The organism is Luteibacter sp. CQ10, assembly GCF_040900725.1.
Lineage (GTDB): Bacteria > Pseudomonadota > Gammaproteobacteria > Xanthomonadales > Rhodanobacteraceae > Luteibacter.
The window spans coordinates 753,074-767,816 of sequence record NZ_JAEUYM010000002.1 but is presented as its reverse complement, the minus strand read 5'-3'; the positions used below and the strand labels follow the sequence as shown (position 1 = coordinate 767,816).

Sequence of the window (14,743 nt, the reverse complement as noted above, 5' to 3'; positions counted from 1 at the left end):
GGCCGTCACGTACCGCCGATGCCGCGACGACCAGCGTGGATCGTCGAAATCGTCCATAGCGCCGTCAATCCACGACGGCGCCCACCTCATCGCGAGCGACCGACGGCTTGCACATCCACAGCGACTCGAAGGTGGCCGCCTGCCCGGTCCGTCGGTCGACCACGTCCATGGCGACGCGACCGTGCGCCCACGGGCCGTACTCTCCCGGGGTGCCGGCGTCGTAACAGGAGCGGGCACGGGTGTAGGTGCCGCTCGCCGGGTCTGTCATCGCGGCCTCTTCCGCACGGCATTGCGCCAACGCCTCGGTATAGGTGGGCATGCGATGCTCGCCGCTGACGAAGTGTTCTTCGCCGCAGTCGACGACGGCGGCGAACGCGGGCGTGAACAGGCAGGCCGAAACGATCAGCCCGGTGAGCCGTGGCATGCGCCTGAGTCCGTCTTGAAGCGATTCCATCGTCTGCCCTCGCGGATTCCCCGTATCGGAAGCGGAGAGTGGAGGACGGACGAAAGGCGTGGAATCAGACTATTCTGAAAATCCGTGAAGATGCCGTGCCGCGTGACGTGCGTCACGCCGGGAAGCGATATCCCACCCCGGCTTCGGTCTTCAACCAACGCGGCGTCGAGGGATCGTCGCCGAGTTTCTGGCGCAGTTTGCCCATCACGATGCGCAGGTAATGCGTGTCCTGCACATGGGTGGCGCCCCAGACCTCGCGCAGGATCTGCTGCTGGCTCACCACGCGGCCGGGATGCCGCACGAGCAGCGAGAGCACCGCGAATTCCTTGCGCGTGAGCGAGACGGGTTGCCCGTCGAGCGTCACCTCGCGACGGGCGAGATCCACTTCCAGGCGATCGTCGCGGTAGCGAACGGACGCCTCCGGCTCACCGCCCTTCGCGCTTTGCCTCAGGAGCACGCGCAGGCGGGCCATCAATTCCTGGATGCCGAACGGCTTGGTCACGTAATCGTTGGCCCCGGCATCGAGCGCTTTCACCTTTTCGCTTTCGGCATCGCGCACCGAAAGCATCACCACGGGCACGGTGCTCCAGCCGCGGATCTCACGCAGCACGTCGTGGCCCTCGAGATCGGGCAGGCCGATGTCGAGGATGACCACGTCGGGCGACTGGGTGGCCGCGAGGCCGAGGCCTTCCTCGCCCGTGGCGGCGAGCAGCACCTGGTAACCCTCGGCGCGCAGGCCGATGTCGAGGAAGCGGCGGATCTGGGCTTCGTCGTCGATCACCAGCACGCGGGGGGCGGTGGGGTTCATGGCGTGTCGTCGGGAGGGGGCGGCAAGGGCAGGGATACGCGAATGGTCGTGCCACCGCCCACGTTCGGCAAGGCCTCCACGCTGCCGCCGTGCGCGCCGATCATGCCGCGGCAGATGGCCAGGCCCAGGCCCGTGCCCTGCTTGCCGCGGTCGCCGCGCGACACGGAGTAGAACATGTCGAAGATGCGCGCCCGCTCGTCTTCGGGAATACCCGGCCCCCTGTCGGCCACGTCCACCAGCAGGCGGCCCGCCTCGGTGCGGACGATGACGCGCACCGCCTCGTTAGGCGGCGAGAAGCGCGCCGCGTTCTCCAGGATGTTGAACAGCGCCTGCTCGATGAGCGCCGGATGCACGTGCAGCAGCACCGTGTCTTGCGGCAGCGTGACGTCCACCCGGGTGTCGGTGAACAGCTTGCGCATGCGCGATACGGCCGCCGCCACGATCTCGCCCGCGTCCACCCAGTCGCGATGGAGCTGGAGCGTGCCGTGGCCGAGGCGGGTCATGTCCAGCAGGTTCTGGATGTAGCGATCCAGGCGCTGGCCTTCGCCGAGGATGGCCTGCAGCAGGTCGCGGCGCTCGTCCGCGGGCAGTTGCGCCTCGTAGCTCAGCAGCGTGCCCGCCGAGCCGATCATCGAGGCCAGCGGCGAGCGAAGGTCGTGCGACACCGACGAGAGCAGGGCGCTGCGCAGGCGCTCGGTTTCGCCCTGCACGCGGGCGCTCTCCAGTTCGTTGGCCAGGCGCGCGCGTTCCAGCGCCTGGCCGATGTCCTGCACCATCGCCAGCGCGAGGCCGCGCCGGTCGGCATCGGGCTCGCGCACCTCGGCCGGAAAACGCAAGGCGACCACGCCCAGGCGCTGCTGCTCGTTGCCCAGCGGCACCATCCAGCACGATGCCGCGTTGAGCGTGTCGGTGTAACGGCCCGCCGGCTCGGCGTGCACCTCGCTCCAGTCGGCGGCCGCGCGATCCTGGGTGGACAGTTCCAGCGTGCCGGGCGAGGACGTGACCACGACCAGCTGGCCCGCCGCGTCGCGGGCCAGCACGGCCACGTCGACGTCGAGCGTGCGACTCAGGGCGCGCGCGCCGACGGCGCGGATGCCGTCGCCATCCGCGCTGGTGGCCAGTTGCTGGCCCAGTGCGATGAGGGCCCGGCCGCGCACCTGCGCCGCGCGCAACGACGCCACCTGCCCCGCCAGCCGCGTGGCGAGGCGGCTGCATACCAGGGCCGCCGCGAGGAACAGCACCACCGCCAGCACGTCGTCGGCGTTGGCGATCGCCAGCGTGTAGCGCGGTGGCGCGAAGAAGAAGTTGTAGCCCAGGAAGCACAGCAGGGCCGTGTACACCGCCACGGCCATGCGCGTGCGCACCGCCACGGCGAGCACGGCGGTGAGGAAAATCAACGAGAGGTTGGCCACCGAAAGAAACCGGTCGGCGACGAACGACAGGCCCATCGCCACGGCCGTGGCGCCCGTCGCGAAGAGGTACTCGCGCTTCGCCCCCATGGTTCCGGCCAGGCGCATGCGCCGACGCGAGCGGGCCCGCTCGGTGGGCGTGGCGACGATGGTCAGTTCGAGGTGGGCACCGCGGCGTAACAGCTGCTGGGTGAGCGAATAACCCAGGCGGCGGGCGACGGGCCGCTCGCGCGTGCGGCCCACGATGATCTGGCCCACGCCCTCGCGATCGGCCCAGGCGAGCAGTTCGTCGGCCACGGCGTGACCGCGCAGGATCACCGACTCGCCGCCCAGGCGGCGGGCCAGGCGCATGGCGGCATCCACCCGCTCGCGGCGCTCGGGGTCGGTATGGCCGCGATCGACGAACACCACGCTCCACGGGGCGCCGCGCCGCTCGGCGATGCGCCGTGCGATGCGCACGAGGTATTCGCTCTGCGCGTGCCCGTCGATGGCGGCCATGCAACGACGGCGAACCGGCATGGCGCCGCCGCGCGCGAGCATGTGCTCGCGCAGGTCGCTGTCCACGTGCGCGGCCACGGTTTCCACCGCCAGTTCGCGCAGGGCGGCTAGGTTGGTCGGCGAGAAGAACGCATCCAGCGCCACCGCGGCGGTTTCCGGTACGTAGACCTTGCCCTGCTTCAGGCGGCCGATGAGTTCGCGCGGCGGCAGGTCGACCAGCACGATGTCGCGCGCGCGATCGAGGAAGGCATCGGGCACGGTCTCGCGCACGGCCACGTTGGTGATGCGGCGCACCTGGTCGTTGAGGCTTTCCAGGTGCTGCACGTTCAGCGCGGTGTACACCTCGATGCCCGCGTCGAGCAGTTCGGCGATGTCCTGCCAGCGACGCGCGTGACGGCCACCGGGCAGGTTGGTGTGGGCCAGCTCGTCGACGAGGATCACGGCGGGCTTGCGGGCCAGCGCGGCTTCGAGGTCGAACTCGCGGAAGTCGCGGCCGGCGTAACGCACCGGCCGGGTGGGCAGCACCTCCATGCCCTCGAGCAGCGCGGCCGTTTCCGCACGCCCGTGCGTTTCGACCAGGCCCACCACCACATCGATGCCCTGGCGACGCAGGTCGCGCGCGGCGGAGAGCATGGCGAAGGTCTTGCCCACGCCCGGCGCCGCGCCGAGGAACACCTTCAGGCGCTGGCCGATGTCATGCGACACCGCATGGAGCAGGGCATCGGCGCGGGCGTCTCGGGTGTCGGTCATGGGGATCCAGATTACTTGATACGGTGTCGTAGGCCCTGTTCGCCGATACGATCGGCTCCCACTCCTCCGGTAGCGAGGCTGCCGACATTCTTGCCTACCGGAGGGTAGAGCCGATCGTATCGGCGAACCCGGTTACCTCAGGCCATCGAGGGCCAGGTTCAGCTCCAGCACGTTGACCCGGGGCTCGCCCAGCACGCCGAGCTGCCGCCCCCGCGTGTTCGCCGCCACCACCTCGCGCACCTTGGCGGGATCCAGGCCACGCGCCCGCGCCACGCGCCCAACCTGGTACTCGGCCGCCGCCGGGCTGATCTCCGGATCGAGCCCGCTGCCCGACGCCGTGACCAGGTCGACCGGCACCGGCCGGGTATTGGTCGGATCGGCAGCACGCAAGGCGGCCATCCGCTGCTTCGCCGCGTCGGTCAGTGCGGGATGGGTCGGGCCCAGGTTGGAGCCCGACGAAGAGGCGCCGTTATCGGGACCGGGCGACGTGGCCGACGGCCGCGACCAGAAATATTTCGCCTCCGTGAACGCCTGGCCGACGAGCGCGGACCCTATGACGCGGCCGTCCTTGCGAACGAGGCTGCCATTCGCCTCCCCGGAAAACATCGCCCTGGCCAGGCCGGTGGTGATAAGGGGGTAGAGCACACCCGTTACCACGGTCATGAAGAGAAAGAGTACGGCGCATTGCCTGACGAGCTTGCCCATGTCGGTATCCTCAGAATGTTGCCTGGACCATCACCAGCCCGCGTGTCCCGCCGACGTCGCGCGTGTCGTCCGCGTCGACGAAGCTGGACACGTGTCGATAGAACGCGCCGTCGGTGGCGTGGGTCACCACGGCGCTGACCGACCAGTGCGGGTCGAACTGGTACTTGAGCGTCGCGGCGTAGTCGCTGTAGCTCGCATCGCGCGCGCCGTTCGCCAGGGACATCGCGAGCCCCGCGGGGTAATGCGTGCGGCCGGCGTGCAAGGCGAGCGACCATGCGGCATCGAGGGGAAAGATCGCATCGAGTTGCAGGTAGGTCGTGCCACGGGTGTCGCCGGTGTAGCCCTGTTCGCGATCGGCGGCGAAGTAATCGGTGAGCGAGCGGTTGTACTTGAGCGTGACGTTGCGCCAGGTGAGGGCGGCATTCGCCTCGGCGGTGTCGAACGAGCGTGACCGCAATCCGGCTTCACGGAGGTCGGCGCCGGGATACAGGTAGGCATAGATGCCTGCCCTCCACGACCAGTCCTCTCCGAGGGAGTGCCCAAAGCTCGCGTAGACGTCCCACTCCATCGATCCGCCGGGATAGCTCCTGTCGCTCACGCTGGACGCCCACGTGCCGGCGGCGAAGCCGGAGGGATGCACGTAGTCAGCGCCCCCCTGGATGGCGGGGTGGGCCCAGCTCTGCGTGATGCCGCGAAAGACGTAGTCGGAGACGACGGCAACGTTTCCGGTGACTGGCGATGCATCCTGCGCGCGTGCGCCAGGGGTGAGGCAGAGCGAAGCGATGGCTGCCGAGACGATCGGCAAAAGGGTTTTCATGATCGGTTCCGGGTAGTGCGTGTCAGATGCCGGCGTAGCCGCCGAGCACGTAGTCGTCGTCGACGCGACCCTCTATCGGGTCGCTGTCGGATCGCCCGCTGGGGGAGGCGATCGTGGGGTGGGTCTGTCGAGGGACCGCCAGCCTGACCTCCATGTCGACGTCCGAAGAATCTTCGATGAACACGGTGAGCTTCACGGTGTGCATGGTGATGACCTCTTTCATGCCAGCCCGAGCAGGACCAGCAGCATGTCGATGAGCTTGATGCCCGCGAACGGCACCGCGATGCCGCCGAGACCGTAGACGAGCAGGTTGCGCCGCAGGAGCGCACCGGCGCCGAGCGCACGATAGGCCACGCCCTTCAGCGCGAGCGGTATGAGGAAAACGATGATCAGCGCGTTGAAGATCACCGCCGAGAGGATCGCGCTCTGCGGCGTCGCCAGGCGCATCACGTTGAGCGTGTCCAGCGCCGGGTACGTGGTCGCGAACGCCGCCGGGATGATGGCGAAGTATTTGGCAATATCGTTGGCGACGGAAAAGGTGGTGAGCGCACCACGGGTGATCAGCATCTGCTTGCCGATCGCCACGATCTCGATCAGCTTGGTCGGGTTGGAATCCAGGTCGACCATGTTGCCGGCTTCCTTCGCCGCCTGCGTGCCGCTGTTCATGGCCACCGCCACATCGGCCTGTGCGAGGGCCGGCGCATCGTTGGTGCCGTCCCCGCACATCGCCACCAATCGGTTCTCGGCCTGGATGTCGCGTATCAGCCCGAGCTTGGCTTCCGGAGTGGCTTCGGCGAGAAAGTCGTCCACGCCGGCCTCGGCCGCGATCGCCGCCGCCGTGAGGGGGTTGTCGCCGGTGATCATGACCGTGCGGATGCCCATGCGGCGCATTTCCGCGAAACGCTCCTTGATACCGTCCTTGACGATGTCCTTGAGTTCGATCACCCCCAGGGTCAACGCGCCGTCCACGACCACCAGCGGAGTGGCGCCGCGACGCGCGACGTCTTCGGCCATGCGCTTGACCAACGGCGGCATGTGGCTCTCGTGCGCTTCGAGGTGGCGTTCCACCGCGTCCATCGCGCCCTTGCGGATGCGGCGGTCGCCGATGTCCACGCCGCTCATGCGAGTCTGCGCGGTGAAGGGCACGAAGAGGGCGCGGCCGTCGCGTTCGTGCTGACCGCCTCCACCCGACAGGCCGGCGGCCAGGGTCACGATGCTGCGTCCTTCCGGCGTCTCGTCGGCACGCGAGGCCAACTCCGCGGCTTGGGCCAGTTCACGCTCGTCGATGCCCGGCGCGGCGTGGAATGCCACCGCCTGGCGATTGCCCAGCGTGATCGTGCCGGTCTTATCCAGTAGCAGGACGTCGACGTCGCCGGCGGCTTCCACCGCGCGACCCGAGGTGGCGATCACGTTGGCCCGGATCATGCGATCCATGCCCGCGATGCCGATGGCCGAAAGCAGCGCACCGATGGTGGTCGGGATCAGGCACACCAGCAATGCGATCAGTACCGTCAAGGTGATGGGATTGCCGATGCCCGCGGCCTGAACGCTGTAGATCGAGTAGGGCAGGAGCGTGGCGCACGCCAGCAGGAAAATGAGCGTGAACTTCGCGAGCAGGATGGTCAGCGCGATTTCGTTGGGCGTCTTGCGCCGCGAGGCGCCTTCGACCATGGAAATCATGCGGTCGAGGAAACTCTCCCCCGGATTGCTGGTGATCCGGATGACGATCCAGTCCGACAGCACGCGCGTGCCGCCGGTGACGGCGCTGCGGTCGCCGCCGGATTCGCGAATGACCGGTGCCGACTCACCGGTGATCGCGCTTTCGTCGACGCTGGCCGCGCCTTCGACGATCTCGCCGTCCCCCGGGACGATGTCGCCCGCCTCTACCAGCACGAAGTGCCCCGCACGCAACTCGCTCGACGGCGTGAACACGATGGAGGCCGCCCGGTCGGCCGATGCCAGCTTCTTGGCCGCCACGTCGCGGCGCGAGCCGCGGAGCGCATCGGCCTGCGCCTTGCCCCGCCCTTCGGCCAAGGCTTCGGCGAAATTGGCGAAAAGCAGGGTGAACCAGAGCCACACGCTCACCCAGAAGATGAAGCCCGCGGGCGCCTCGCCGTGGCCGGCCAGCGCTTGCACCCAGAGCAGGGTGGTCAGCACGCTGCAGACGAACACCACGAACATGACCGGATTGCGGAACTGCAGGCGTGGCGACAATTTGAGGACCGCATCGCCGAGTGCGCGGGCGAGCAGGGCGCGATCGAAACTGCGCCGTTGGGAAGTCGAATGATTCATCGGATCAGTGCCCCGTCGAGGACATCAGGTGTTCGGCGATAGGCCCCAGGGCCAGCGCCGGCAGGAAGGTAAGCGCGCCGACCACGATGACCACGCAGGCCAGCAGCACCACGAACAACGGTGTATGCGTCGGCAGCGTGCCGGCGGAGGGCGGTACGTGGCGCTTGGCGGCCAGCGATCCGGCCATGGCGAGCATCGCGATGGCGAGCGGATAGCGGGCGAAGTACATGCAGATGCCCAGCAACGTGTTCCAGAAGGGCGTGTTCGCCGATAGTCCGCCGAATGCGCTGCCGTTGTTGTTCGACGCCGAACTGACCGCGTAGAGCATCTCGCTGAATCCGTGCGCGCCAGGATTGGCGACGCCCGCCACGCCTGCCGGCGACATCACGGCGACGGCGGTGCCGATGACGACCAGCGCGCAGGGAAGGAGGACGGCGAGGCTCGCCATCTTCATCTCGTGCGCCTCGATCTTCTTGCCGAGGTATTCCGGGGTGCGCCCCACCATGAGGCCGGCGATGAACACCGCCACGACGGCGAAGGCGAGCATGCCGTAGAGCCCCGAGCCGACGCCGCCGAAGATCACTTCGCCCAGTTGCATGAGCCACATCGGGACGAGGCCACCCAAAGGCGTGAGCGAGTCATGCATCGCGTTGACCGCGCCGCATGAAGCGGCCGTCGTCAAGGCGGCGAACAAGCCGGAAGACACGATGCCGAAGCGGGTTTCCTTGCCTTCCATGTTGCCTCCGCTCTGCGACGCGGAGGCGTGCGCATCGATGGCTAGCCCATGGAACGCCGGATTGCCTGCCTGCTCCGCCGAAACCAGGCCGACAAGCAGCGGTACGAAGATGAACAGCATGGTGGCGAGAATCGCCCAACCCTGGCGGCGGTCGCCCACCATCCTCCCGAAGGTGTAGCACAGGCTGGCGGGGATCAGGATCATTCCCAGCATTTCGAGGAAATTCGACAGCGGCGTGGGGTTTTCGTACGGATGGGCGGAGTTGGCGTTGAAGAAGCCGCCCCCGTTGGTGCCCAGCATCTTGATGGCGACTTGCGACGCCGCCGGTCCCATCGGCAGCACCTGCTCCTGCGTGGTTACCGGTCGCGTGACGGGCTTGCCGCCCGCATCGACCACCGGGTTGCCATTCGCGTCCTTGACGGGCTCTTCGTACGTCACCGCCTGCACGGTGGTGGCGTGCTCATAGGGGCGTACGTTCTGCACGACACCCTGGGATACCAGCAGCAAGGCCAGCAGCAACGAGAAAGGAAGCAGCACGTAGAGGGTCGCGCGGGTGAGGTCGACCCAGAAATTGCCCAGCGCAGCGGCACCCTTGCGCACGAAGCCGCGGATCACCGCCACGAGCACCGCGATGCCCGTGGCGGCCGAAAGGAAGTTCTGCACGCACAGGCCTACGGCCTGGGTGAAATAGCTCATCGTCGATTCACCGCCGTAGCCCTGCCAGTTGGTGTTGGTGGCGAAGCTGATCGCGGTGTTCATCGCCGAATCGGGAGTGATCGCTCCCATGTGCTCGGGGTTGAACGGAAGCCACGCCTGGGCGCGCTGGAGTAAGTACACGGCCAGCATGCCCATGACGTTGAAGCACAGCATGGCGAGCGCGTAGGTTTTCCAGGACATGTCCTGCCGGGGATCGACGCCGGATAGCCGATAGACCACGCGCTCGACGCGCGCGCCGAACCGGGTGACGCGATTGGGCGAATCATCGAAGACCAACGCCATGTAGCTGCCGACGGGCTTGACGAGCGCCAGCAGAACGACGAAATAGACGGCTATTTGGATCCAGTCGTTGGTACTCATTCGAACCACTCCGGCTTGAGCAGCGCGACGACCAGGTAGCCGACGAGGGCCACGGCGATGAGCCCGGCCAGCAGATAGGAAAGGGACATGGCGGCTTCCTCAGCGGCGACCCAGGCGGTCGCAGATCATCAGGAAGCCGATCGTCATGGCGGTGAGCACGACGATGAGGAGGACGTAAAGGAATTCCACGGTTGCGGTCCGTCGGTTGGGGACGGTGCGCATTCTTGGGTTTCGTGGATATTTACGGTGTATCGCCGTGGGGGCGAGGCGTAACGTTTGCGTAAATTTTCAGGTCGGGCCGATGAGATTCCGGCGAAAACCGATTGCCAGGCGCTGGATTCCTGCTTCCGCAGGAACCCAGCGCCTCGGTCCCACTACTGCGACAGGCGCTCCCGGAACAGCTCATCGATCCGCCGGTACTCGTCGAACCACGAATCGGCATGCACGAACCCGTGCCGTTCCATCGGATACAGCGACATCCAGAAGTTCTTCTTGTGCAGCTCGATGAACCGCTGATATAGCCGGATCGAATCGCTCGCCAGCACGTTGTCGTCGATCAGGCCGTGCTCGATCAGCAGGGGATCGGCCAGCTTGTCGGCATAGCGGATCGGCGAGCTGGTGGCATAGGCCTCCGGATCGAGCTGCGGGTCGTTGAGGATGTTCGAGGTGTATTCGTGGTTGTAGCTGGTCCAGTCGCTGACCGGGCGCAAGGCGGCGCCCGCCGCGAATTCACCCGGCGCGCGCAGGAGGGCCATCAGCGTCATGAAACCGCCGTAGCTGCCGCCGTAGATGCCCACGCGCTTGCCGTCGACTCCCTGCTGCTTCACCAGCCAGGCCTTGCCGTCGAGCAGGTCTTCCAGCTCGGGATGGCCCATCTTCCGGTAGATCGCCGTGCGCCAGTCGCGACCGTAGCCCTTCGACGCGCGGTAATCCATGTCGAGCACCACGTAACCGCGTTCCACCAGCAGGTTGTGGAACATCTGCTCGCGGAAATACGCCGGATAGGACAGGTGCACGTTCTGCAGGTAACCCGCGCCGTGCACGAAGAGCACGGCCGGTCGGCCCGTCGCACTGCCCTTGGCGTAGAGTTTCGCGTAGATCGTGCCCGCGCCGTGGGTGGAGGGAATCTCCACGATGCGCGGCGCCAGCCAGTCATGGGCCTTGTAAGCGGGCTTGAGCGTGTCGGTGAGGTCACGCGCGCCGTTGCCGTCGGTGCCGCTCACCGCCAGTTGCGAAGGCACGTAGGGCGAGGAATGCAGCACCGCCAGCATGCGGCCGTCGGGCGAGAGCGTGAAGTCGTCCATGCCTTCGTAGCGGGTGAGGCGCGCGAGGTCGCCGCCGGCCGACGGCACCTTGTAGACGTCGTAGCTGTACGGCGCCACCTTGTTGCTGCGCACGTAGAACGTGGCGCCATCGGGCGAGAGCACGGGGTGGTCCACTTCGAAACGCCCGTTCGTGAGCGCGCGCGGCTTGCCGTCGAGGGGGCGCACGTAGAGCTGCGAGTAGCCGCTTTCCTCGCTCAGGTACCACAGCGTGCGACCGTCGCGCAGCCAGCCGAAGTCGTTGTCGTCCCAATTGATCCAGGCGGTGTCGGTGAGGCGGTGACGGCTCACCAGCGCATGGCGGTCGAAATCCACCGTGGCGATCCAGCGATCCTTGTTGTCGATGGCGCGCAACTGCACGGCGACCTGGCCGCCGTCGTCGCTCCAGACGATGCCGGGGCTGTATTCGGCATTGACGATCAGCGGGCGCTTCTTGGGCGCAGCCAGCGCGTCGGCGCGCTCGGTCTTGCCGTCCTTGCGCAGGGCGGCCACGGTCTTCGCACGGATGTCGGCCAGCGGATCGTCGCCGATGCCGGGCAGCGATGCCGTGTCGAGGTCGAAGCTCAGGTGCCGGCGCAGGTCGAGCAGGCGCAGCGACTGCGGCGCCGGATCGTTGCGGCCCACGTAGGAGCGCGTGGCTTCGCTTTCGGCATAACCGGAGTCGGTCACGTAATGGGTGAGGTCGGCGATCTTGCCCGCGTCGACGTCCTTGGGCTGGGTGACCACGAGCATCCAGCGCCCATCCGGCGAGAGCGAGGTATCGGCCACGGTGAGGTTTTTGCCGAGGTAGAACGGCTCCGGTGCGCGGCCCGGGTCGACCGCCGCTAGCGCATCGGCATCGGCATGCATCGCGTCCTCGTCGCCGCGCAGCTTGCGGAGCGTCGAGAACAGCGCCTGCTGGTCTTCCTTGAGGTCGTCGTCCTTGCGTACCTTCGGATCGTCCTCGGTCTTCAGCACGGCGGCCGGTGCGGCGGCTCCCGAGCCGCTCCACACGAACCAATCGTTGCCGCTGCGATAGGTCAGCAGTCGGCCGTCGAGCGAGAAGCGTGGATCGCGCTCGGTCGCGGTGCTGCGGGTGACCTGCACGGTGGTGCCGCCGGCGAGATCGCGTACGAAGATGTCGCCATGGCGCACGAACGCCGCGCGGCGATGCGCTCGATCGAACACGGGTTGCGAGCCGTCGGCCGCCGCGACGGCGGCGGGATCGAGGCGCTCCGGCGCGCCGCCGGTGGCCGCCACGCGGTAGAGATCGCGCACGGGGCTGCCGTCGCGCTTGAGCGAGTAGTAGACGTGGCTGCCGTCGACGCTCCAGTAAGGCGTTTCTACCGCGGGGCCGATCCAGTCGGGGTCGGCCATGATCGTTTCCATGTCCAGCGGCGGGGAAGCGGCGAGCGCCGGTGCGGCGGACAGGGCGGTGAGGAGGGCGGCGGCGAGTACGCGCATCAGGACATTCCGCAAGTTACAAAACGGCGAGGATAACTCGATTCGCCGATACGATCGGCTCCCACCCCTTCGGTAGGAAGCTTGCTACCGAAGGGGTGGGAGCCGATCGTATCGGCGAAAGCACCCTGCCTCATGCACTCACTCCCGTAGCCGTTACTGCCGGCAGGGGTGCCGAAGGTCACCCCTTTGCTAGGCTCGGGCTCTCCTTCCTCCCCGGGGACATCCCATGCGCACCCTCTACCCTCGCCTGCTCGCCGCGAGCCTGCTCGTGGCCTGCGGCGCCCACGCCGCCACGAATACGCCGCCGCCGACGCCCAAGCGCATGGTGTCCGAAACCCTCGCCGGCATGCCGGTGAACGATCCCTACCGCTGGCTGGAAAACCCCGACGCGGCCGACGTGAAGCAGTGGATCGACGCGCAGAACGCCTACACGGAAGCCACCATCGGCAAGGCGCCGCTAGGCAAGGAGCTGAGCGCGCGCATCCGCGAGCTGGCGATCACCTCGACCACGCGCTCGTCGCCCACGCTGGCCGGCGGCACGCTGTTCTATTTCGAGAACACGCCCCCGCAGCCGCAGCCCGTGCTGGTGGCGAAGGCCTGGCCCGATGGACCGGTGCGTACCCTGGTCGACCTCAATAAGGGCGACGGCAACACCGCCATCACCGAATACTGGCCCTCGCCGAGCGGCCGCTACCTCGCCTACGGCACCGCCGAGGGCGGCAGCGAGTTGACCACCATCCACGTGCTCGACACGACCACCGGCAAGGCCTTGCCCGATGAACTGCCCTGGGCAGGCGGCGGCACCACGCCGCAGGCGCTGGCCTGGGATGCCGACGAGAAGGGCGTTACCTATGCCCGCTTCGACGCGCCCACTCAGGACAAGCCCCTGCGCGAGTTCGACGCCTACCTCGCCCACCACGTGCTCGGCCAGCCGGCGTCAAAAGACACCGTCGTCTTCGGCAAGGGCTACTCCGACGTGGCCGAATACGTTCTCCACGACGGCAACGGCGGCAAGAGCACGGCGCTGCTCGCCAACGAGGGCGACGGCGGCCCGGCCGAGGTGTTCCTGCGCAATGGCAACGGCGCGTTCCGCAAGCTGCTCGGTCACGACGCCGACGTGCGTTCGGCGAGCTGGGTGGGTAACCGCCTGTTCGTGGTGACCTTCGCCGGCGCGCCGCGCGGCAAGGTGGTGGCCTTCGATACCGACGGCAAGCGCAGCGATGTGCTGCCCGAAGGCGAGGGCGCCATCCAGCGCGTCACCGCGTTGGGCGACGGCTTCCTCGTGGTGCGCAGCGCCGGTCCCGACTGGTGGGCCGACCAGTACGACGGCAAGTCCGCCTTCGTGCGCCGCGTGCCCCTGCCCGCCACCGGCATCGTCATCGGTGGCGTGGCCGCCGAGAAGGGCCAGGCCAAGGCGCTCATCACCTATGCCGGCTGGACCGTGCCGCCGCACTGGGCCGAATACGACGGCAACACCGGTGCGCTCAAGACGGTGTTCGAGGTGAAACCGGCCGCCGATTACTCGAAGGTGCGCGTGACCCGCGTCGAAGGCACCTCCAAGGACGGCACCAAGATCCCCGTCACCGTGATCGCGATGGACGGCACCACGCCCAACGGCAAGCGCCCCACCATCCTGTATAGCTACGGCGGCTTCGACATTCCGGTGACGCCGAATTTCATCGGCCCGAACCTCGCCTGGATCGAACGCGGCGGCGTGCTCGCCTACGCGAACATCCGCGGCGGCAACGAATACGGCGAGGCCTGGCACGAACAGGGACAGAAGACGCGCAAGCAGAACGTGTTCGACGACTTCTATGCCGCCTCGCAGGCCTTGATCGCTACGAAGTGGACCGACACGAAGCACCTGGGCATCCTCGGCGGTAGCAACGGCGGCCTGCTGATGGGCGCCTCGCTCGTGCAGCATCCGGAACAGTACCGCGCGGTGGTGGCGATGGTCGGCATCTACGACGTGCCGCGCCACGAGACCGCCTTCGCCAACGGCCCCTACAACCGCAGCGAATACGGCTCGGTGAAGGATCCCGCCATCGCCAAGGCGATGCTCGCCTACTCGCCGTTGCATAACGTCAAGCCGAACACCAGGTACCCGGCCGTGCTGTTCACCACCGGCGCCAACGACCCGCGCGTGGCCCCGTGGCAGTCGCGCAAGTTCGCCGCCGCCGTGCAGGACGCCAGCACTTCGGGCTACCCCGTGCTGCTGCTCACCCGCATGAACGCCGGCCACGGCATCGGCGCGCCTTTCAGCCAGCGCGTGGGCAACGCGGCGCTGTCGATGACGTTCTTTGCCACGGAACTGGGCCTGGGCGAGTAACGCGTCCGGGCTCCAACCGCCGGGCACGCCGCATCAACTAGTTCTATAGTTGACAAGCGTGTCCGGCGCGCGTATCTCTATCGCGGCCGTAGTGGACGGGATG

At 67.6% G+C, this 14,743-nt stretch carries 11 protein-coding genes; 1 reads left to right on the top strand and 10 read right to left on the bottom strand.

Features of this window, described 5'->3' with window-relative positions; all coding sequences use genetic code 11:
• Window positions 1-64: 64 nt before the first annotated feature.
• The 10 genes from JNG39_RS12280 to JNG39_RS12235 form a co-directional block, all read right to left on the bottom strand.
• A complete protein-coding gene (locus tag JNG39_RS12280; RefSeq protein WP_368311709.1) occupies window positions 65-424 on the bottom strand; it encodes a hypothetical protein in 360 nt (119 codons plus the stop codon).
• Window positions 425-566: 142 nt separating this feature from the next.
• Complete coding sequence (locus JNG39_RS12275) at window positions 567-1,262, bottom strand: response regulator (RefSeq protein ID WP_368311708.1); 696 nt, start codon at window positions 1,260-1,262, stop codon at window positions 567-569.
• Window positions 1,259-3,919, bottom strand: coding sequence for an ATP-binding protein (locus JNG39_RS12270; protein ID WP_368311706.1), 2,661 nt, complete (start codon window positions 3,917-3,919; stop codon window positions 1,259-1,261). Before JNG39_RS12270 ends, JNG39_RS12275 begins: the two co-directional genes overlap by 4 nt.
• Window positions 3,920-4,051: 132 nt before the next feature.
• Window positions 4,052-4,624 (bottom strand): potassium-transporting ATPase subunit KdpC, encoded by a 573-nt coding sequence (gene kdpC, locus JNG39_RS12265; protein WP_368311704.1) that lies wholly within the window; start codon window positions 4,622-4,624, stop codon window positions 4,052-4,054.
• 10 nt (window positions 4,625-4,634) lie between these two features.
• Window positions 4,635-5,441: a TorF family putative porin gene (locus JNG39_RS12260; protein WP_368311702.1), complete on the bottom strand. Its 807-nt coding sequence runs from the start codon at window positions 5,439-5,441 to the stop codon at window positions 4,635-4,637.
• 22 nt (window positions 5,442-5,463) lie between these two features.
• A complete protein-coding gene (locus tag JNG39_RS12255) occupies window positions 5,464-5,664 on the bottom strand; it encodes a hypothetical protein (RefSeq protein ID WP_368311700.1) in 201 nt (66 codons plus the stop codon).
• Complete coding sequence (gene kdpB / locus JNG39_RS12250) at window positions 5,661-7,733, bottom strand: potassium-transporting ATPase subunit KdpB (protein ID WP_368311698.1); 2,073 nt, start codon at window positions 7,731-7,733, stop codon at window positions 5,661-5,663. Before kdpB ends, JNG39_RS12255 begins: the two co-directional genes overlap by 4 nt.
• Window positions 7,734-7,737: 4 nt before the next feature.
• Entirely contained in the window at window positions 7,738-9,546 is a 1,809-nt protein-coding gene (gene kdpA, locus JNG39_RS12245) for a potassium-transporting ATPase subunit KdpA (protein ID WP_368311696.1), read from the bottom strand.
• On the bottom strand, window positions 9,543-9,635 hold the full coding sequence (kdpF, locus tag JNG39_RS12240) for a K(+)-transporting ATPase subunit F (protein ID WP_368311694.1): 93 nt from the start codon (window positions 9,633-9,635) through the stop codon (window positions 9,543-9,545). Before kdpF ends, kdpA begins: the two co-directional genes overlap by 4 nt.
• A 285-nt stretch (window positions 9,636-9,920) precedes the next feature.
• A complete protein-coding gene (locus JNG39_RS12235; RefSeq protein WP_368311692.1) occupies window positions 9,921-12,311 on the bottom strand; it encodes a prolyl oligopeptidase family serine peptidase in 2,391 nt (796 codons plus the stop codon).
• Between the two features lie 226 nt (window positions 12,312-12,537).
• Between JNG39_RS12235 and JNG39_RS12230 the strand changes: the two genes are divergently transcribed.
• Window positions 12,538-14,640, top strand: a complete 2,103-nt coding sequence (locus JNG39_RS12230; RefSeq protein ID WP_368311691.1) for a prolyl oligopeptidase family protein — start codon at window positions 12,538-12,540, stop codon at window positions 14,638-14,640.
• Window positions 14,641-14,743: the final 103 nt, after the last annotated feature.